Below are 18954 nucleotides of genomic sequence, written 5' to 3' on the forward strand. Positions count from 1 at the left end.
AAAGAATGAAAGCAGGAATCCATCCAAATTACAATAAAGTTGTATTTATGGACACGAACACTGGCTTCAAATTCTTAAGCGGGTCTACAAAAGGCTCTAGCGAGACTGTTGAGTGGGAAGATGGTAACACTTATCCATTACTAAAAATTGAGATCAGTTCTGATTCTCACCCATTCTACACTGGACGTCAGAAGTTTGCTACTGCAGACGGACGTGTTGACCGCTTCAATAAGAAATACGGTATTAAGTAATAAAGAACATAAAACAGGCAAGTGTATGTATTCGCTTGTCTGTTTTTTTTGCGAAAATATTAAACCTTTACCCTACTTTGAATTAGGAAAGTAGATGAAAGGAGAGCTCAATGTACTTAATGAATCAAAATGGTTGGATTGAAGTGATTTGCGGGAGTATGTTTTCTGGAAAATCAGAAGAGCTCATCCGCCGTATACGCCGTACACAATTTGCGAAACAACATGCGATTGTATTTAAACCATGTATTGATAATCGTTATAGTGAAGAAGATGTTGTATCACATAATGGATTAAAGGTTAAAGCAGTTCCTGTTTCAGCTTCAAAAGATATATTTAACCATGTAACAGAAGAAATGGATGTTATTGCAATCGATGAGGTACAATTTTTTGATGGGGACATTGTGGAAGTGGTGCAAGTATTGGCAAATCGTGGCTATCGTGTCATTGTAGCTGGATTAGACCAAGATTTCCGTGGTCTACCATTTGGACAAGTTCCTCAGCTGATGGCGATTGCTGAACATGTAACTAAATTGCAGGCAGTTTGTTCTGCATGTGGATCTCCTGCAAGTCGTACGCAACGTTTAATCGATGGAGAACCAGCGGCATTTGATGATCCCATTATTTTAGTTGGGGCTTCAGAATCGTATGAACCACGTTGTCGTCATTGTCATGCAGTACCTACAAAACAAAGATAAATGAAACTCGCTATGTAGAGCGGGTTTTTTTCGAAAATAGATGAAGATTGGTGGCAAGCTCTTCGTGTCTAAGAACCGCCGCTACTCAAGGTGAAAAGTACTTTTTGTGCGAGAGAACCTTAGCGGGTCAGAGCTGAGCTAGCCGCTTGCGCTTTTAAATATTATCTAGCTCCAGCGGCTAGAACAGTCGGTCATTTCGCGCCTTCCTGTGAGGCAAAGAGCGCCTCTACGTCAGGAGCTCCAATGCCCTTCTGTTCTGAACGAGCCGCCTCCGCTTTTAAATATAATTTGCGTTTTTTTGATTAAGTACCATATACTATTTGTATTAGATACTAGGATGTAGAGGTGAATGGTGTGTTAGATCGTTTGCAAGCTGTAGAAAATCGTTATGAGAAGTTGAATGAGTTGTTAAGTGACCCAGAGGTTATTAGCGATACAAATAAGCTTCGTGAGTATTCAAAAGAGCAATCTGATATTCAGGACACGGTAGAGGTGTACCGTGAGTATAAAGATGTTCGTGAGCAATTACGAGATGCAAAAGCAATGTTAGAAGATAAGTTAGACGCTGATATGCGTGACATGGTAAAAGAAGAGGTTTCTGAATTAGAAGGACAAGAGAAAACATTATCAGAACGTCTGAAAATTTTACTTGTTCCAAAAGACCCTAATGATGATAAAAACGTTATCGTTGAGGTTCGTGGTGCTGCTGGTGGTGACGAGGCAGCTTTATTTGCTGGTGATTTATATCGTATGTATAGCCGTTATGCTGAGGTGCAAGGTTGGAAAACTGAAATTATCGAAGCGAGCTATACAGAGTTAGGTGGATATAAAGAGATTATCTTTATGATTAATGGTAAAGGTGCTTTCGCTAAGCTGAAATTCGAGAATGGTGCTCACCGTGTACAACGTGTTCCTGAAACGGAATCTGGTGGACGTATTCATACATCTACAGCAACTGTAGCTGTATTACCAGAGGCAGAAGAAGTAGAAATTAATATTCATGAAAAAGATGTTCGTGTTGATACGTTTGCTTCTAGTGGTCCTGGTGGACAAAGCGTTAATACAACGATGTCAGCGGTACGTTTAACACATTTACCGACTGGTGTAGTTGTATCTTGTCAGGATGAGAAATCACAAATTAAGAATAAAGAAAAAGCGATGAAAGTATTACGCGCACGTGTTTATGATAAGTTTAGACAAGAAGCGCAAGCTGAGTATGATCAAAACCGTAAACAAGCTGTTGGTACGGGAGATCGTTCAGAGCGTATTCGTACGTATAACTTCCCGCAAAACCGTGTTACAGACCATCGAATCGGTTTAACGATTCAAAAGCTAGATCAAATCCTACAAGGTAAGTTAGATGATTTCATCAATGCCTTAGTGATGGAAGATCAGGCGCAAAAGATGGAGGCAGCTGAGTAATGCGTGTCTATGAAGCCCTGAAATGGGCTTCTTCTTTTTTACAGGAAAATGGACGAGATGAAAATGCGGGAGAAATTGTCCTTTGTCATGTATTAAAGACGAACAGAACAGGAATGCTCATGAATATGCGTGAAGAAATAACTGCGGAACAAGAGAAAAGTTTTGCAGAATTTATCCACAAGCACGTAGAAGGTATTCCAATCCAATATATGCTCGGTTATGAAATGTTTTATGGCCGATCATTCTTTGTAAATGAAGAGGTATTGATACCAAGACCGGAAACAGAGGAACTTATAGTTGGAGTGCTAGAGAGAATTGAGCGCCATTTCGGTAATGAGGAGCTTCACATCGCAGATATTGGAACAGGTAGTGGAGCGATTTCTATTACGCTCGCTTTAGAAAATAAAAATCTTCATGTGTATACAGTAGATATCGCACAGGAGTCGATTGAAGTTGCAAAAGAAAATGCAAAAACTTTAGGGGCGGATGTAACTTTCTATCACGGCGATTTACTGTCTCCGTTTTATGAAACAGGTCAGAAGTTAGATGTTGTTGTTTCCAATCCTCCGTACATACCAGAGGAGGATTGGCGTGGTCTTTCTACTGTTGTGAAGGAGCATGAGCCGAAGCGTGCGCTTGTTGGTGGGGAAGATGGACTAGATTTCTATCGTCGTTTTATGGAGGAATTGCCGAATGTATTACAGAACAAGGCGATTGTGGCGTTTGAAATTGGTGTAGGGCAAGGTGAAGATGTGAAAGCATTATTACAGCAAACTTTCCCGCGCGCTCAAGTTGAAGTTGTATTTGATATTAATGGAAAAGATCGCATGGTATTTGCAGAGATGGAGTAAGGCATAAGCCTTACTCTATTTTTGTATGAAAAATTCGTAACTACTCAGCCATACGTTTCATTTAGAAGTTTGGTAAGGAGTATTATTCCAGAGAAAATACACCTCTTATTACCTATAGAAAGTTATTTTCATTTTTCAGCATATAGATTGCTGCCATGAAGATAAAAATGGACATACACTTTGCTAGCTTTCTTTGTTTTAAAACTTTGCTCGTGGCAGGAAAAGGCCCTGACCGCTCCTGTACGTAGCCAGCCCCTCTCGTCCATTTGAAAAAATGTTTTTCTGTCGGCTTTTCATAGAGTGGCGGAATAGTTACAAAAATTTATATAGATTTTGAATTTAATAGTTTAGAAAGAAGTAACTCTGTCCACACTGTTTCTAGAGGGGACGGTGGAGGAAATGAAAAAACAAGTTATTGCTTACTTTCTTTTATTATTAATTGGTGCACAGTTACTTGTGCAGTTTGGATATATGAAAGCTGATGCAAAAGGGCCTGCTGTTATTCCGAAAGAGGCCGTTCGATTACGTATTTTAGCTAATAGTGATTCTGATAAAGATCAGGCATTAAAACGTAAAGTACGTGATGAAGTGAAAGCACAAATTGATGGATGGGTAGCGGATTTAACGTCATTTGAAGAAGCTCGAAAAGTAATTCAAAATCATATTCCTGAAATTGAAAAGACAGTGGCGAATACGCTGAAAAGAGAAGGAAGTAAAGAGGAGTTTCAAGTGAAATTCGGTAAGAATGTGAAGTTTCCTACAAAGGTATATGGGAATTTTATTTATCCGGCAGGAGAATATGAAGCGGTACTTATTACAATTGGAAAAGGTGAAGGTGCAAACTGGTGGTGTGTATTATTTCCACCGATGTGTTTCTTAGATTTTTCAAGTGGTACAGCTGTAAGGAAAGAAGAACATGTTGTGAAAGCTGAATCTCCTGAAGAGGAGCAGGTGAAACAACTAGATGAGGAAGTAGTGGATGTACCGGAGAAGAAAGAGGATAAGGTGAAAGAAAAGAAAGTAGTAAAGCCGGAAAAAGTTGAAAAAGTAACAGAACAGGAAAAGAAAGTAGTAAAACATGAAACGCAAGTAGAAGAACAGCCTGTAAAAAAAGTAGAAACAAAAACTGTGGAAAAAGTGGAGAAACCTGTGGAGCAAAAACAAGAAAAGGAAAATGAGTATGTAACAGTAGAAGAGGAAGAAAAACCAGAGGTTAAATTATTTATCGTCGAAGCTTTTACATCTTTATTCTCTAAATAGTACTATTAATAAATCCTTCCTCATATATATCAATGAGGAGGGATTTACTATGAAGAACGTGTATTTTGCTACGAAAGCAGATGTAGAAAGATTGCATTCTTTTTTCGGACAAGCTAATAAAAAAGATGATAAAATAAATGAGTTGTACGCACAATTTATGATCTTGGAAGAGGCGGGAGAAATACGAGCGGTAATTGGATATGAACAAAGTGAGGAAAATGCACTTATCCGTTCTTGTTTATTCACACCTAATGTGGATAAACAGACTTTCTTATATTTTTTTGAGATGTTTTTGCAGTATATGAAAGAAAAAGATATTCGACAATTGTACTTACTCACAAATCATCCACAATCTGTGACAATCTTTCAGTTTTTTAACTTTGTCATTATAGAGAAAGAGGAAGTGCCAGAGGAAATTCGACAGTTAGAACACTTTTGTAAAAATATAAAAGAGCTAAATGCAATAATACTAAATTGTCAGCTATTCACAAAGTTATCCACGGATTAACAAGGTTTATCCACATTTTGTGGATAAACCTTGTTTGTCTTTTGGATAAATCTCATAGTAAACTAAAAATAGACAAGTATTTCATGGTAGAAAAGGACGTGGGAAAAAATGCATACAAATATGTGGATTGTGGATAATGTTGTGGAAAGAAAAAAATATTATCCACAATTAAAAGAAGCAGCGAGATTATTAAGAGAAAATGAAGCGGTGGCCTTCCCGACGGAAACGGTATATGGGTTAGGAGCAAACGCAATGGATGATGAAGCGATAGCGAAAATTTTTGAAGCGAAAGGGAGACCGAGCGATAATCCACTGATTGTCCACATAGGAACAAAATCTCAGTTAGATGGTATTGTAAGAGAAATTCCGCCGGTTGCAGAAAAGTTAATGGAGCATTTTTGGCCAGGACCATTAACAATCATTTTACCGAGAAAAAAAGGGATTTCAGAGAGGGTTACGGCAGGACTTAATACAGTCGGAGTGAGGATGCCGGATCATCCAGTAGCGCTCGCCCTTATTGAAGAGGCAAACGTGCCTGTTGCGGCACCGAGTGCGAATCGTTCAGGACGCCCAAGTCCAACGTTAGCTTCTCATGTGTATGAAGATTTAAATGGAAAAATTGCTGGTATTGTTGATGGCGGGGCAACAGGAGTAGGCGTTGAATCAACTGTAATTGATTGTACGAGCGAGGTTCCGACGATTTTACGTCCAGGTGGGATTACGAAGGAGCAATTAGAAGCCGTGATAGGGAATGTTTCTTTAGATCCAGCTTTAAAGGATGAGAAAGAAAAACCGAAATCACCTGGAATGAAATATACACATTATGCACCGAAAGCGCCACTTAGTATTGTTGAAGGGTCCCGTGAGTTTATTCAGCGTATTGTGGATGAGAAAAAGAAAGAAGGGTTTAAAGTAGGTGTATTAACGACAGAAGAGTATCAGCATGTGTATAGTGCTGATGTTGTATTATCTTGTGGTGTGCGAAGCGATTTAGCCAGCGTTGCGACTAAGTTATATGATGTGCTTAGAACGTTTGATGCAAGTGAAGTAGATGTTATTTTTAGTGAATCATTCCCGAATGAAGGAATAGGAAATGCAATTATGAATCGTTTAACAAAAGCTGCGGGACATCATATTATCACTGAATGATAATATACCTTTAGCAAACAGAATATTTTTCCTCGGATAAGCATATTGTGAAGTAGCACGTCCGAGGGGGGATATGAATGACACTTGAACAATTAGTACCTTTAATAATTATGGCATTTGCCCTGGGGATGGATGCATTTTCAGTGAGTCTCGGTATGGGGATGGTAACATTAAAGTTAAGACAAATCCTTTATATCGGTATAACGATTGGGATATTTCATATTATTATGCCTTTTATCGGAATGGTACTAGGACGTTTCCTATCAGAGAGGTATGGGGATGTCGCGAATTTTGCAGGAGCTATTTTATTAATTGGGCTAGGATTCTATATCGTATATTCGTCTATTTTAGAAGGTGAAGAGACTAGAACTGCTCCAATTGGAATTAGTTTATTTGTATTTGCATTTGGTGTTAGTATAGATAGTTTTTCAGTAGGTCTTAGTCTTGGGATTTATGGAGCAGAGACAATTATTACGATATTACTATTCGGACTAATAAGTATGTTACTAGCGTGGATGGGTTTATTGCTCGGTAGTCATGCCAAAAATATACTTGGTACATACGGTGAAATAGTAGGTGGTATTATTCTTGTTGGATTTGGATTATATCTACTTTTTCCTATATAATTTTATATGAGGATGGAAAATATGAATAGGCTGCTGAAATGGTATGTCGTATTTATAACCTTTTTTCCAAGATGGTTACGCAGGCTTATCATTTAGGGCATTATTTTGCAAATTGCGGTTCTAGGTTGGATTAAATTGATTCGTGAATGGTGAGATATTTCCTTTCTGTACATAGTTTTGTTTGCACTATATTTATTTAAATAAAAAAATCATCATATAGAAAGGATGAGATGAATGACGAGATTAAAGCAAGTTTTTGGTATTATTATTAGTTTTTTTGTTTTTTGGTTTAGTATGCTCGGTGTACAAATGTTTGCTGAGTTTTTAGATATCGAATCATTAAAATTTGTTGCAGGAAAATCGGAGGCGGCACGTGCGTTTTATTCACCGTACCCATTCTTAATTGTTTTCCTTATCACATTACTTTCTTTATATTTCTTTGTTATAAAGCTTGGTAAATCTAAAAAAGAGAAATTACCTGCAATAGAGGAGCAGAACGAAGAATTACAGTGAAAAAATCCCCCGCTTTAAGCGGGGGATTTTATGTTTGAGTGATGAAGCTGGACGAGCCGTTTCTGCTTTTAGATGTTATCCAGCTCCACCTCCTAGGCCTCTGAGTCTAAGAACCTTCCCCACGAGAAGATAAAAGGCATCTTCTGTGAGGAAGAACCTTAGCCACCGGGCCTTGGCAGTCGGTTCCGCTTTTAGATGTATCCAGCTCCAGCGGCTAGAATCTCCGGCCATTTCGCTCTCTCGGTCGAAGCAAAAAAGCGCTTCTTGGTCGAGAGCTCCAATGTCCTGCGATTCTGGGCGAGCCGCTTGCGCTTTTAGTTGTATCCAGCTCCAACGGCTAGAATGGTCGGTGGCTTCGCGTCTTCCTGCGAGGCAAAAAGCGCCTCTACGTCAGAAGCTCCATCCCCCTCCCATTCTGAGCGAGCCGCTTCCGCTTTTAAATTGGCCTTACTAATTCAAATTGTTCTCCTAGTTTTGCGTAGTTGTGTCCTGCTAGGCGGCTTATTGGTTTTAGTTCTTCGGCGTGAATTCGGCCGTTTTCGTATAAGTGTTCTGCGACGTGGAAGCGAACGACGCGGCCAATTAGTAGATCACAAGCTGGTGAGCCCTCGGTTCCGCCGAGCGGGATAGCGCGTTCTAATACGCATTCCATTCGAATGTTTGCTTCTTTCACCCCTGGTACTGAAATGACATCACTGTCGATCGGTGTTAGTTTTGCTAATTCGATTTCACTTTCATTAGGAGGTAGGTTCGCTGCTGTTTCATTGATCGCTTCTACGTAAGATTCATCAGAAATATGTACGACAAATTCCCCTTTTTCGATTGCGTTTCGGGAAGTGTCTTTCGGCTTTCCTTCTTTTCGTTGTACTGAAACTGAGATAAGTGGTGGATTGGCAGCGACGATATTGAAATAACTATATGGCGCACCGTTCAATACACCATCTTTAGTTACAGAAGTAACGAATGCAACAGGACGTGGAATGATACTTCCTGTTAGTAATTTGTAATTGTCTTTTTCGGTTTGTTCGTTTGGATTAATGGATAACATGTTGTAATCCCCTTTCTAAATATGAATACTTATTGTTTGTTTACAAGATATCAATGGGAATCTCCTGCTGAAAATAATATTTTTTTGATGATGTGAAAAAGAGATTACCTCAATTTGAAGTAATCTCTTTTTTTGTAAATATCTCGAAATAGAGATATTTATTAAAGTAAAACGTAAGCGCCAGGTCCGATTAAAGCTACACCGATAGCGACAGCGATTAACATTAAATTATATTCAAATCCGTTTTGTGTTACCCAGTAACCATTTTTTCCGTGAACTGTGAAGATTGCTACTAACATTGTTCCTACGATAAATAATGAACCGACTACAGTGAAAATACCTGATGCGAATAAGAATCCACCTAATAGTTCAGTTGCGCCAGCCATAAATGCCATAAATACACCAGGGCGTAAACCGATTGATTCCATAAAGCCACCTGTTCCTTTCAGACCGTAGCCACCAAACCAACCGAATAATTTTTGAGCACCGTGACCCATGAATGTAATTCCTATAATAAGACGAATAATAAGAAGACCGATATCCATCATTTTAAAAACCTCCTAAAAGTTATTTACTTATCTTATGTAAGTAATAATAAAATAGTTACTTACTTTAGTCAAGTGGAATTCGACAGAAATTTGAAAGAAATTTTACAAATTAACAACAAAAAATAAAATGTAGTAAAGACTTCTAGACAAGCGAGTGAAAAAAAGAGAAAATATAAGTAGAAGTTAACTTCTCATTGTTATTCAGACAATCAGAATTGACTGGGATTTTGTCAGGCGCTACAATAAGAGTCTGGTAGTAATGACATGATTTATTTCGAAAGCGTTTTTACAGTATAACATTCGAAGTATGAAGTCTTACGTTTATTTCGATCTTGAATAGAGATTGCCCTATAAACTTTTAGGTAAATTATAAGGAGGACTATCCTATGTTTAAAAAATTATTCGGTTTTGGTTCAAAAACAAATGAAGAAACAATCGTAGCTCCATTAACTGGAGCAGTGAAAAATATTGAAGAAGTACCAGATCCAGTATTCGCTGGTCGTATGATGGGTGACGGTGTTGCAATCGAGCCTACTGAAGGTGTAGTTGTATCTCCAGTTGATGGTGAAATCGTACAATTATTCCACACGAAACATGCTATTGGAATTAAAGCGAAAAACGGTACAGAAATTTTAATCCACGTTGGATTAGAAACTGTAAAAATGGAAGGTGAAGGTTTCGAAGCTCACGTTTCTGAAGGACAAGCTGTAAAAGCTGGAGATAAATTAATCTCATTCGACTTAGAATTAATTCGTGAAAAAGCGAAAAGCACAATTACTCCAATCGTTATTACAAACACAGATGCAGCTGAGTCTATTAAGACAACTGTAGGTGTAACAGCTACAAAAGGTTCAACAGAAGTAATGAAAGTTACAATGAAATAATTATTGTGTGAAAGGAATCTGTTTCGTATGAAATGGATTCCTTATTTTGTTTCGTAGTGTGTTCATTATGTATGGTAAAATACTTTGGGTACTTGGAAATAGGGTTTCACATATATGTGGATAAGGCGCATTTTTCTTAGAAAAAATATAAGAGAAATGCGCCTTTCGTATATTCACATTTCTTTTGTTCTATTCTAATGTACGCTATGATAAATGGTAGGAAACAGAAAAAAAGGGGTGGGTTTAGATGAAACGGGTGTTATTTGTTTGCACTGGAAATACATGCCGTAGTCCGATGGCTGAAGCTTTGCTTCGTCATTATGGAGAAGGTAAATTTGAAGTGCAATCTGCTGGTGTTTTCGCCTATCCTGGAAGCGATGCGTCGGTACATGCAAAGGAAGCTTTAGCTGAAAAAGGAATTGTAATCGATCATGCTTCACAGCAGGTAAACGATACTTTGGTTGATTGGGCGGATATTGTAGTAACAATGACGGAAAACCATAAGCAAATTGTACTTGGGCATTATCCGAGCGTGGAAAAGAAATTGGATACATTATATGGATTAACTGAGGGTGTAAGTAAGGATATTTCAGATCCATTTGGCGGATCGCTTTCTATTTATAAAGAAACGTTAGAAGAGATGGAAAAACTTGTACAAACTTTACTGAAAAAACATTCAGAAGGTTGATGTTTCGTGTATAATACGATATTGGAGATCACTTTGTTCCATTAAGGTAGCGAGTGTGAAATGAAGATAATTGATTGAAACTTTGGAGGGGTAAAAATGAAAGTAGTAGTAGCATCTGATCACGGCGGTATGAATATCCGTAAAGAACTTGTAAGTTTATTAGAAGAGTTAAATATTGAATATATTGATTTAGGTTGTGAATGTGAAGCTGGTTCTGTTGATTACCCTGATTTTGCGTTTCCAGCAGCAGAAATGGTCGCGAATGGTGAAGTGGATCGTGGCATTTTAGTTTGCGGGACAGGCATTGGCATGTCAATCGCAGCAAACAAAGTAAATGGTATTCGTTGTGCATTAGTTCATGATACTTTCAGTGCGAAAGCGACGAGAGAGCATAATGACACTAACATGTTAGCAATGGGCGAGCGTGTAATTGGAGCTGGTCTAGCACGTGATATCGCAAAAATTTGGCTAACAACTGACTATGAAGGTGGCCGTCACGAAAACCGTGTAGGAAAAATTAAAACGTACGAAACAAAGTAATAGATTCTAACTATAAGTAGTATGAAATATAATTTGGTGAACCAACCTGTGAAAGGAAGAGGCGTAATGACAGAAATCGTAAAGGTAAGAGAACAGCTACAAATGTCGCTTTCTGATTTCCAAGAACAAGCTTCACTGCAAAGTGGCCAAATTTTTGTAGTGGGGTGTAGCACGAGCGAAGTGCTAGGTGAAAGAATTGGAACATCAGGAACGATGGAAGTGGCAGAGGCGATTTTTTCTGAATTAAAACAATTTCAAGAACGAACAGGTATTGAATTGGCGTTTCAATGTTGTGAGCATTTAAATCGTGCTTTAGTGGTTGAGAGAGATGTAGCGATGAAATATCAATTTGAAATTGTAACAGTTACGCCTGTTAGATCAGCAGGTGGTGCATTAGCGACGTATGCGTATCACAATTTTAAAGATCCGGTGGTAATTGAGTTTATTAAAGCAGATGCAGGAATGGATATTGGCGATACATTTATCGGTATGCATTTAAAGCATGTAGCTGTACCGGTTCGTACAAGTGTGAAGGAAATAGGAAGTGCGCATGTAACGATGGCGAAAACACGTGGGAAACTAATAGGTGGAGCACGTGCTGTTTATGCGGCAAATGAAGAAGCTATTCCTTGTCGTTAAACATGAAAAATTATAAAGTCGTATAACAGCTTTATATCGAAAGGTAAAAGGTATGTAGTCTGACTTTATAATAGAAGAAAGAAAAGACCAATTTTGGTCTTTTTTTTTCTTTTATGATATAGAAAGTCATGTTAGAATGTAGTTGAAAACATGAAGGTTCGAAAGAATTACAACCTGAATTTTCGTTTTTTCTGAATAAATGAGAAAAAACTATTGGGAATTGATGTAATTCGTTCAGAAAAGGGGGATTTTGGTGAATCATTTAAAACGTCAAGATGAAAAGGTATTTGCTGCAATTGAGGCAGAACTAGGAAGACAGCGTTCAAAGATTGAGTTAATTGCTTCGGAAAATTTCGTAAGTGAAGCAGTAATGGAGGCGCAAGGTTCTGTTTTAACGAATAAGTATGCTGAAGGATATCCTGGAAAACGTTACTATGGTGGTTGTGAACACGTAGACGTAGTAGAAGATATCGCACGTGATCGCGCGAAAGAAATTTTTGGCGCAGAGCATGTAAATGTTCAACCACATTCTGGTGCACAAGCGAACATGGCAGTATACTTCACGATTTTAGAGCAAGGCGATACAGTACTTGGTATGAATTTATCTCATGGTGGTCACTTAACACACGGAAGCCCTGTTAACTTCAGTGGAGTACAATATAATTTCGTAGAATATGGCGTGGATGCTGAATCTCACCGTATTAATTACGATGATGTATTAGCAAAAGCGAAAGAACATAAACCAAAATTAATCGTTGCAGGTGCAAGTGCATATCCTCGTGTTATCGATTTCAAACGATTCCGTGAGATTGCAGATGAAGTGGGCGCATACTTAATGGTTGATATGGCACATATCGCTGGTTTAGTAGCAGCTGGTTTACATCCAAATCCAGTACCACATGCACATTTCGTTACAACAACAACACATAAAACATTACGCGGCCCACGCGGTGGTATGATTTTATGTGAAGAACAATTTGCAAAACAAATTGATAAATCAATCTTCCCTGGTATTCAAGGTGGACCGCTTATGCATGTAATTGCTGCAAAAGCTGTTGCATTTGGTGAGACACTACAAGATGAGTTTAAAACATATGCACAACATATCATTAATAATGCGAATCGTTTAGCTGAAGGCCTTCAAAAGGAAGGACTTACACTTGTTTCTGGTGGAACAGACAATCATTTAATCTTAATTGATGTTCGTAACTTAGAAATTACAGGTAAAGTAGCAGAGCACGTATTAGATGAAGTTGGTATTACAGTGAATAAAAATACGATTCCATTTGAAACAGCAAGCCCATTTGTAACAAGCGGCGTACGTATCGGTACAGCGGCGGTAACATCTCGTGGTTTCGGTTTAGAAGAAATGGATGAAATTGCAGCAATTATTGCTCATACATTAAAAAATCATGAGAATGAAGCTGAACTAGAAGAAGCGCGCAAACGTGTAGAAGCGTTAACGAGCAAATTCCCAATGTATACAAATCTATAATAGATTGAAAAAGACTGCTGAAACGTAATTGTTTTAGTAGTCTTTTTTTGTGGACATATATTGTTTTTAAAGTATGTATACAAATGATGAATAAATTTTGGCGATATAATGAAGGATACGGCTCCCATAATTGGTAAAGATACTAGATAGATTCATCGCAAAATCACAATTTTACCAAATTTGCCCTTGAATATTAGTAGCGTTTTCTTTACAATCGTAAATAGTGTAAAAAGCGTGTAAACGCATGAATATCATCTAAAGGAGAGATTCACATGGGAAAACTGTATGTATTTGATCACCCGTTAATTCAACATAAGATTACATATATTCGCGATAAGAATACAGGTACGAAAGATTTTCGTGAATTAGTGGACGAAGTAGCAAGCTTAATGGCTTTCGAAATTACTCGCGACCTTCCACTTCAAGACATTGAAATTGAAACACCTGTAAGCAAAGCGACAACAAAAGTGATCGCTGGTAAAAAACTTGGCTTAATTCCGATTTTACGTGCAGGTTTAGGAATGGTTGATGGAATTCTGAAATTAATTCCAGCAGCAAAAGTAGGACACGTTGGTTTATACCGTGACCCTGAAACATTGCAACCGGTAGAATACTATGTGAAACTTCCAACGGATGTAGAAGAGCGTGACTTTATCGTACTAGATCCGATGCTAGCAACAGGTGGTTCTGCAGCTGAAGCAATTAATTCTCTGAAAAAGCGCGGTGCAAAGCAAATTAAATTAATGTGTATCGTAGCTGCTCCAGAAGGAGTAAAGGTAGTGCAGGAAGAGCATCCTGATGTTGATATTTATGTAGCGGCATTAGATGAGAAGTTAAATGACCATGGTTATGTAGTGCCAGGTCTTGGTGATGCTGGTGACCGTTTATTCGGAACGAAGTAAGACAACAGACGAGAGGGGGATTCCCCGCTCGTTTTTTTTTTTTTTTTCGCTTTGGACGTGCGGGGGAGGGGGAGATAAATATACAAGCTGTATACAACATAAGTTATATACACATCACATATAATATAGAAGTCTTACGTCTCGGGGACACTATATTATGGAAGGAAAGCGCTATATCTTAAAAATATAATAGTGACAAACTTGTGAACATTTTCTTCTATTATAAAGAGAAAACTGTTAGAAATTGCATATCTCTAACCAGTATTTAGAAGGGGAACGTTTTCATTTTTGGGAGGAAATGCCTAATACTCAAATTTTTTGATTTTTTACGATTTCTCGTTGACACTGTTAATACCCTATTGTATGCTAACAACGGGGATAGATGGTAGGGCTTTCAGTGACAAAAATACATCTATTCCGTGACGAAAATGTAAACTTTTTGTTTTGTATAGAATTTATGCAGATAAATGAGTTATTATTAACACATCGTGAATGAGGGTTACATATTGGAGGGATCAATCCTTGCAAAAAAACGATCGCAGCCATATAAAAGCGTATGCTTTAATGTCAGGAATTCTTGCTCAGTTAGTTGGTTCTATTCTTATTGGAATCTTTGGTGGGCAATGGATTGATAATAAGGTTGGAACGTTTCCATTGTTTCTTATTATAGGGTTATTACTCGGGTTAGGAACAGGGGTATACGCAATGATTCGACTCATTCAACATTACTATTCGGGAGAGCAATGATGATAGACGTACATGGACTTGTCCAAAGACAAAAGAAATATATGTACTACTTGCTTGCGCTTCTAGTGCTAGGATGGGGAGTTACCTCTTACAAGGATGTATTTCTTGGACTGATTATCGGAACGATTTTCAGTTTTCTTAGTTTGCGCATCATTGCACGTAGAACAGACAAGCTATTAGATCGCGTAACAAATGGAGAAAACGTGAAGTTTAAAGCAACAGCGGTAAGTACATATTCAAGATTCGCCACGATTGGGTTATTGATTTTATTTGCAGCCAAATATCAAGAATTAATTGCGATGTGGGGCTTAGGTGTAGGATTGCTGACAGGATACCTTGTCATGATCATAGATTTTCTTTATTTAGAGTATACGAGCAGGGAAGAGAGGTGAATTACTAGTGGAACACGGTAAATTAGTTGAATTTCTAGGTTTAACGTTCGATTTGTCATCAGTTATGATGGTTACTGTAGCAGCAGTTATTGTTTTCTTAATCGCTGTTATCGGAACTCGCAGCTTAGCGCTTCGCCCAACCGGGATGCAAAACTTCATGGAATGGGTGTTTGACTTCGTGAAAGGGATTATCAATAGTACGATGGACTGGAAAACAGGTGGACGTTTCTTAACGCTTGGCGTTACGCTTATCATGTTTATCATCGTATCGAACTTTCTTGGTTTACCATTCATGTATTCAACAGTTGAGGCTGGCGAACATATTGCATGGTGGAGATCACCAACGTCTGACCCAGCAGTTGCATTAACATTAGCCGTGATGGTAGTTACCCTCACCCATTACTATGGAATTAAGATGAAGGGTACGAAAGAATATGCTAAAGGTTATTTCCAACCTATGAAATTCTTATTCCCATTAAAGGTTATTGAGGAGTTTGCTAACACATTAACGTTAGGTCTTCGTTTATTTGGTAACATTTACGCAGGTGAAATCTTATTGGGATTACTTGCTAAGTTAGGCGGGGCATCGTTCCTTGGAGCATTAGGTGCACTTGTACCGATGTTAGCATGGATGGGATTCAGTGTATTCGTTGGATCAATCCAGTCATTTATTTTCGTAATGTTAACGATGGTTTATATGGCTCATAAAGTAAGCCATGACCATTAATATAATTTAAGTAAGAAAAAATTTATTTTTTTATAATACAAAGGAGGACAAATTAAATGAGTTTAGGTGTAATCGCAGCTGCAATTGCAATTGGTTTATCAGCATTAGGTGCAGGTATTGGTAACGGTCTTATCGTATCACGTACAATCGAAGGTGTTGCTCGTCAACCAGAATTAAAAGGCGCACTTCAAACAATTATGTTCATCGGGGTTGCATTAGTTGAGGCACTTCCAATTATCGGTGTAGTTATTGCTTTCATCGTAATGAACAAATAAGGGAGACTCCCCTTACATAGATGGCGAAGAGTGTTTTTTGAACTTTCTTCGCCATTGCTTTATGAACGAAACGTATGTCTTTTTTTTTCATATGATCAATTTAGATATTTTGAAGGGAGTGAATCCTTGTGCCAACTTTATTATTAGGGGCTTCCATTCCATTTGGAACGATTGCTTATACATTGTTCATTTTCTTACTTCTATTAGTAATGCTACGCAAATTTGCGTGGGGTCCTTTAATGGGAATTATGAAAGAACGTGAAGAGCATGTTACTAATGAAATCGACGCTGCAGAAAGAAGTAATGCTGAAGCGAAGAAATTAGTAGAAGAACAACGTGAAATGTTAAAACAATCGCGTGTTGAAGCACAAGAGTTAATCGAAAGAGCGAAGAAACAAGCTGTAGATCAAAAGGATGTTATTGTTGCTGCTGCGAAAGAAGAAGCAGAATCAATTAAAACATCTGCTGTACAAGAAATTCAACGCGAAAAAGAGCAAGCAATTGCTGCTTTACAAGAACAAGTCGCTTCTTTATCTGTTCATATTGCTTCTAAAGTAATTGAAAAAGAACTAAAAGAAGAAGATCAAGTGAAGTTAATTCGCGATTATATTAAAGAAGTAGGAGAAGCGCGATGAGCAATGGGATTGTAGCAAAACGTTATGCTGTCGCTCTTTTTAAAATTGCAAAAGAAAAACACGTATTAGAAATGTTTGAAGAGGAATTACGCCTTGTACAAAACGTTTTTACAAAGAACGGAGAACTACATAGCTTTTTAACGCAACCGAACATTTCAAAAGAGCAGAAGAAAACGTTTCTTGCAAACGTATTCGCATCTGTTTCTGAATCTATTTTAAATACGTTATATATTTTAATTGATAACAAGCGTATTGATATCCTACCTGAAATTGCAAATGAATATGTTGTTCTTGCTAATGAAGAACGTAACGTAGCGGATGCAACTGTATATTCTATTCGTCTTCTATCGGAAGAAGAAAAACTTAACATTGCAGAAGCATTTGCAAAAAAAACAGGAAAAGATGCAATTCGCGTGAAAAATGTTGTAGATGAAGATTTACTAGGCGGCATTAAAGTACGTATTGGAAATCGCATTTACGACGGAAGCTTACAAGGAAAATTAGCACGTATTCAGCGTGAATTAATGAAGAATAGATAGGGGTGAAGCACATGAGCATCAGAGCTGAAGAAATTAGCGCACTGATAAAACAACAAATCGAGAACTATCAGTCTGAAATCGAAGTTAGTGATGTTGGTACAGTTATCCAAGTTGGTGACGGTATTGCGCGTGCTCATGGTCTTGATAACGTTATGGCTGGTGAACTTGTAGAGTTCTCTAACGGCGTTATGGGACTAGCACAAAACTTAGAGGAAAACAACGTAGGTATCATTATTTTAGGACCTTACACAGAAATCCGTGAAGGTGACGAAGTTCGTCGTACTGGTCGCATCATGCAAGTACCAGTAGGAAAAGAACTAATCGGTCGTGTTGTAAACCCATTAGGTCAACCAGTTGATGGTTTAGGCCCAATCAATACAACAAACACTCGTCCAATCGAAAGTCCAGCACCAGGTGTAATGGATCGTAAATCTGTTCATGAGCCACTTCAAACAGGTATTAAAGCGATCGATGCTCTTGTACCAATTGGTCGTGGTCAACGTGAGTTAATCATCGGTGACCGCCAAACAGGTAAAACAGCAGTTGCACTTGATACGATCATTAACCAAAAAGATGAAGATATGATTTGTATCTATGTAGCTATCGGACAAAAAGAATCAACAGTACGTAACGTAGTAGAAACTCTACGTAAGCACGGTGCATTAGATTACACAATCGTTGTAACTGCATCAGCTTCTCAACCAGCTCCATTATTATACCTAGCTCCTTACGCTGGTGTAACAATGGGTGAAGAGTTCATGTACAATGGTAAACACGTATTAGTAGTATATGATGACTTATCAAAACAAGCAGCGGCTTACCGTGAGCTTTCATTACTATTACGTCGTCCTCCAGGTCGTGAAGCATATCCAGGGGATGTATTCTACTTACATTCTCGCTTATTAGAGCGTGCAGCAAAATTAAGTGATGCAAGAGGCGGCGGTTCTTTAACTGCACTACCTTTCATCGAAACACAAGCAGGGGACGTATCAGCTTACATCCCAACAAACGTAATCTCTATTACGGATGGACAAATCTTCTTACAATCTGATCTATTCTTCTCTGGCGTACGTCCAGCAATCGATGCGGGTACTTCTGTATCTCGTGTAGGTGGATCTGCTCAGATTAAAGCGATGAGTAAAGTATCAGGTACACTTCGTCTTGACCTTGCATCTTACCGTGAGTTAGAAGCGTTCGCTCAGTTCGGTTCTGACCTTGATAAAGCAACACAAGCGAAATTAAACCGTGGTGCTCGTACAGTTGAGGTATTAAAACAAGGATTACACAAACCGTTACGTGTAGAGAAACAAGTTATCATTCTTTACGCTTTAACACGTGGATTCCTAGATGATATCTCAGTAGTAGATATCACTCGTTTCGAAGAAGAATTCCATGCTTGGTTAGATTCAAATGCAGCTGACCTATTAAGCGAAATTCGCACAACTAAGAAACTTGCGGATGACGACAAATTTGCAGCAGCAATTAACGGATTTAAAAAAGTATTCGTAGCTTCTGAATAATAATGAAAAGTGAAGTCGACTGTTCAGCCCCATCGGCTAAGGTTCTTTCCCACAAAAGGTGCTTTCTACCTTTTGGTGGGGAAGGTTCTTAGACGAAAGG

General features: G+C 38.2%; 25 protein-coding genes. 23 read left to right on the top strand and 2 right to left on the bottom strand.

Annotated features, from left to right (window positions below; all coding sequences use genetic code 11):
- Positions 1–5: 5 nt before the first annotated feature.
- The 9 genes from FT637_RS13450 (at position 6) to FT637_RS13490 (ending at position 7275) form a co-directional block, all read left to right on the top strand.
- Positions 6–251, top strand: a complete 246-nt coding sequence (locus FT637_RS13450) for a type B 50S ribosomal protein L31 (RefSeq protein ID WP_000643447.1) — start codon at positions 6–8, stop codon at positions 249–251.
- 110 nt (positions 252–361) lie between these two features.
- A complete protein-coding gene (locus tag FT637_RS13455) occupies positions 362–946 on the top strand; it encodes a thymidine kinase (RefSeq protein ID WP_000281086.1) in 585 nt (194 codons plus the stop codon).
- 354 nt (positions 947–1300) lie between these two features.
- Positions 1301–2368, top strand: coding sequence for a peptide chain release factor 1 (gene prfA, locus FT637_RS13460; RefSeq protein WP_002139009.1), 1068 nt, complete (start codon positions 1301–1303; stop codon positions 2366–2368).
- The gene (gene prmC, locus FT637_RS13465) at positions 2368–3219 is read left to right on the top strand and encodes a peptide chain release factor N(5)-glutamine methyltransferase (RefSeq protein WP_002139010.1); all 852 of its coding nucleotides are present in this window, start codon (positions 2368–2370) and stop codon (positions 3217–3219) included. The genes prfA and prmC overlap by 1 nt, the downstream gene beginning before the upstream one ends.
- Positions 3220–3618: 399 nt before the next feature.
- Positions 3619–4479 carry a stage II sporulation protein R gene (gene spoIIR, locus FT637_RS13470; protein ID WP_193646747.1) on the top strand — a complete coding sequence of 287 codons (861 nt, stop codon included), beginning with the start codon at positions 3619–3621 and terminating at the stop codon, positions 4477–4479.
- 49 nt (positions 4480–4528) lie between these two features.
- On the top strand, positions 4529–4987 hold the full coding sequence (locus FT637_RS13475; RefSeq protein WP_193646748.1) for a mechanosensitive ion channel protein: 459 nt from the start codon (positions 4529–4531) through the stop codon (positions 4985–4987).
- Positions 4988–5095: 108 nt separating this feature from the next.
- Positions 5096–6136 (top strand): L-threonylcarbamoyladenylate synthase, encoded by a 1041-nt coding sequence (locus FT637_RS13480; RefSeq protein WP_193646749.1) that lies wholly within the window; start codon positions 5096–5098, stop codon positions 6134–6136.
- A gap of 77 nt (positions 6137–6213) precedes the next feature.
- Entirely contained in the window at positions 6214–6762 is a 549-nt protein-coding gene (locus FT637_RS13485; RefSeq protein ID WP_193646750.1) for a manganese efflux pump MntP family protein, read from the top strand.
- 234 nt (positions 6763–6996) lie between these two features.
- Positions 6997–7275 carry a DUF3935 domain-containing protein gene (locus FT637_RS13490; RefSeq protein WP_193646751.1) on the top strand — a complete coding sequence of 93 codons (279 nt, stop codon included), beginning with the start codon at positions 6997–6999 and terminating at the stop codon, positions 7273–7275.
- A 436-nt stretch (positions 7276–7711) separates the two neighbouring features.
- Here the strand turns inward: FT637_RS13490 and FT637_RS13495 are convergent, their stop codons facing one another.
- Both FT637_RS13495 and FT637_RS13500 read right to left on the bottom strand, forming a co-directional pair.
- Positions 7712–8323, bottom strand: coding sequence for a flavin reductase family protein (locus FT637_RS13495; protein ID WP_193646752.1), 612 nt, complete (start codon positions 8321–8323; stop codon positions 7712–7714).
- 161 nt (positions 8324–8484) lie between these two features.
- Positions 8485–8871, bottom strand: coding sequence for a DoxX family protein (locus FT637_RS13500; RefSeq protein ID WP_105586063.1), 387 nt, complete (start codon positions 8869–8871; stop codon positions 8485–8487).
- Positions 8872–9257: 386 nt separating this feature from the next.
- Between FT637_RS13500 and FT637_RS13505 the strand changes: the two genes are divergently transcribed.
- The 14 genes from FT637_RS13505 (at position 9258) to atpA (ending at position 18854) form a co-directional block, all read left to right on the top strand.
- The gene (locus tag FT637_RS13505) at positions 9258–9755 is read left to right on the top strand and encodes a PTS glucose transporter subunit IIA (protein WP_193646753.1); all 498 of its coding nucleotides are present in this window, start codon (positions 9258–9260) and stop codon (positions 9753–9755) included.
- A gap of 247 nt (positions 9756–10002) precedes the next feature.
- Complete coding sequence (locus FT637_RS13510) at positions 10003–10443, top strand: low molecular weight protein arginine phosphatase (protein ID WP_105586061.1); 441 nt, start codon at positions 10003–10005, stop codon at positions 10441–10443.
- Between the two features lie 96 nt (positions 10444–10539).
- Positions 10540–10983 (top strand): ribose 5-phosphate isomerase B, encoded by a 444-nt coding sequence (rpiB, locus tag FT637_RS13515; protein ID WP_000869917.1) that lies wholly within the window; start codon positions 10540–10542, stop codon positions 10981–10983.
- A 66-nt stretch (positions 10984–11049) separates the two neighbouring features.
- Positions 11050–11622 (top strand): TIGR01440 family protein, encoded by a 573-nt coding sequence (locus tag FT637_RS13520; protein WP_193646754.1) that lies wholly within the window; start codon positions 11050–11052, stop codon positions 11620–11622.
- Positions 11623–11875: 253 nt separating this feature from the next.
- Positions 11876–13117 (top strand): serine hydroxymethyltransferase, encoded by a 1242-nt coding sequence (gene glyA / locus FT637_RS13525; protein WP_193646755.1) that lies wholly within the window; start codon positions 11876–11878, stop codon positions 13115–13117.
- A gap of 272 nt (positions 13118–13389) precedes the next feature.
- Entirely contained in the window at positions 13390–14019 is a 630-nt protein-coding gene (gene upp, locus FT637_RS13530; RefSeq protein ID WP_098775787.1) for a uracil phosphoribosyltransferase, read from the top strand.
- Between the two features lie 382 nt (positions 14020–14401).
- Positions 14402–14515, top strand: a complete 114-nt coding sequence (locus tag FT637_RS13535) for a DUF4024 domain-containing protein (protein WP_193646756.1) — start codon at positions 14402–14404, stop codon at positions 14513–14515.
- Between the two features lie 26 nt (positions 14516–14541).
- A complete protein-coding gene (locus tag FT637_RS13540; protein WP_002089742.1) occupies positions 14542–14766 on the top strand; it encodes an AtpZ/AtpI family protein in 225 nt (74 codons plus the stop codon).
- Positions 14766–15158 (top strand): ATP synthase subunit I, encoded by a 393-nt coding sequence (locus FT637_RS13545; protein WP_002089741.1) that lies wholly within the window; start codon positions 14766–14768, stop codon positions 15156–15158. Before FT637_RS13540 ends, FT637_RS13545 begins: the two co-directional genes overlap by 1 nt.
- Positions 15159–15165: 7 nt before the next feature.
- Positions 15166–15885 carry a F0F1 ATP synthase subunit A gene (gene atpB, locus FT637_RS13550; protein ID WP_002089740.1) on the top strand — a complete coding sequence of 240 codons (720 nt, stop codon included), beginning with the start codon at positions 15166–15168 and terminating at the stop codon, positions 15883–15885.
- Between the two features lie 56 nt (positions 15886–15941).
- Positions 15942–16160, top strand: a complete 219-nt coding sequence (gene atpE / locus FT637_RS13555; protein WP_000052064.1) for a F0F1 ATP synthase subunit C — start codon at positions 15942–15944, stop codon at positions 16158–16160.
- 128 nt (positions 16161–16288) lie between these two features.
- On the top strand, positions 16289–16795 hold the full coding sequence (gene atpF, locus FT637_RS13560; protein ID WP_002016287.1) for a F0F1 ATP synthase subunit B: 507 nt from the start codon (positions 16289–16291) through the stop codon (positions 16793–16795).
- Complete coding sequence (gene atpH, locus FT637_RS13565) at positions 16792–17334, top strand: F0F1 ATP synthase subunit delta (RefSeq protein WP_002130060.1); 543 nt, start codon at positions 16792–16794, stop codon at positions 17332–17334. The genes atpF and atpH overlap by 4 nt, the downstream gene beginning before the upstream one ends.
- Before the next feature lie 11 nt (positions 17335–17345).
- Positions 17346–18854 (top strand): F0F1 ATP synthase subunit alpha, encoded by a 1509-nt coding sequence (gene atpA / locus FT637_RS13570; RefSeq protein ID WP_193646757.1) that lies wholly within the window; start codon positions 17346–17348, stop codon positions 18852–18854.
- Positions 18855–18954: the final 100 nt, after the last annotated feature.

Source organism: Bacillus cereus (assembly GCF_015071065.1).
GTDB classification, from domain to species: Bacteria; Bacillota; Bacilli; order Bacillales; family Bacillaceae_G; genus Bacillus_A; species Bacillus_A cereus_BA.

What these genes read in the sequence shown, in the direction of transcription:
- FT637_RS13450 (WP_000643447.1), top strand. Translation starts at nt 6, where the DNA reads ATGAAAGCAGGAATCCATCCAAATTACAATAAAGTTGTATTTATGGAC.
- FT637_RS13455 (WP_000281086.1), top strand. Translation starts at nt 362, where the DNA reads ATGTACTTAATGAATCAAAATGGTTGGATTGAAGTGATTTGCGGGAGT.
- prmC (WP_002139010.1), top strand. Translation starts at nt 2,368, where the DNA reads ATGCGTGTCTATGAAGCCCTGAAATGGGCTTCTTCTTTTTTACAGGAA.
- spoIIR (WP_193646747.1), top strand. Translation starts at nt 3,619, where the DNA reads ATGAAAAAACAAGTTATTGCTTACTTTCTTTTATTATTAATTGGTGCA.
- FT637_RS13475 (WP_193646748.1), top strand. Translation starts at nt 4,529, where the DNA reads ATGAAGAACGTGTATTTTGCTACGAAAGCAGATGTAGAAAGATTGCAT.
- FT637_RS13480 (WP_193646749.1), top strand. Translation starts at nt 5,096, where the DNA reads ATGCATACAAATATGTGGATTGTGGATAATGTTGTGGAAAGAAAAAAA.
- FT637_RS13485 (WP_193646750.1), top strand. Translation starts at nt 6,214, where the DNA reads ATGACACTTGAACAATTAGTACCTTTAATAATTATGGCATTTGCCCTG.
- FT637_RS13490 (WP_193646751.1), top strand. Translation starts at nt 6,997, where the DNA reads ATGACGAGATTAAAGCAAGTTTTTGGTATTATTATTAGTTTTTTTGTT.
- FT637_RS13495 (WP_193646752.1), bottom strand. Translation starts at nt 8,323, where the DNA reads ATGTTATCCATTAATCCAAACGAACAAACCGAAAAAGACAATTACAAA.
- FT637_RS13500 (WP_105586063.1), bottom strand. Translation starts at nt 8,871, where the DNA reads ATGATGGATATCGGTCTTCTTATTATTCGTCTTATTATAGGAATTACA.
- FT637_RS13505 (WP_193646753.1), top strand. Translation starts at nt 9,258, where the DNA reads ATGTTTAAAAAATTATTCGGTTTTGGTTCAAAAACAAATGAAGAAACA.
- FT637_RS13510 (WP_105586061.1), top strand. Translation starts at nt 10,003, where the DNA reads ATGAAACGGGTGTTATTTGTTTGCACTGGAAATACATGCCGTAGTCCG.
- rpiB (WP_000869917.1), top strand. Translation starts at nt 10,540, where the DNA reads ATGAAAGTAGTAGTAGCATCTGATCACGGCGGTATGAATATCCGTAAA.
- FT637_RS13520 (WP_193646754.1), top strand. Translation starts at nt 11,050, where the DNA reads ATGACAGAAATCGTAAAGGTAAGAGAACAGCTACAAATGTCGCTTTCT.
- upp (WP_098775787.1), top strand. Translation starts at nt 13,390, where the DNA reads ATGGGAAAACTGTATGTATTTGATCACCCGTTAATTCAACATAAGATT.
- FT637_RS13535 (WP_193646756.1), top strand. Translation starts at nt 14,402, where the DNA reads ATGGTAGGGCTTTCAGTGACAAAAATACATCTATTCCGTGACGAAAAT.
- FT637_RS13545 (WP_002089741.1), top strand. Translation starts at nt 14,766, where the DNA reads ATGATAGACGTACATGGACTTGTCCAAAGACAAAAGAAATATATGTAC.
- atpE (WP_000052064.1), top strand. Translation starts at nt 15,942, where the DNA reads ATGAGTTTAGGTGTAATCGCAGCTGCAATTGCAATTGGTTTATCAGCA.
- atpH (WP_002130060.1), top strand. Translation starts at nt 16,792, where the DNA reads ATGAGCAATGGGATTGTAGCAAAACGTTATGCTGTCGCTCTTTTTAAA.
- atpA (WP_193646757.1), top strand. Translation starts at nt 17,346, where the DNA reads ATGAGCATCAGAGCTGAAGAAATTAGCGCACTGATAAAACAACAAATC.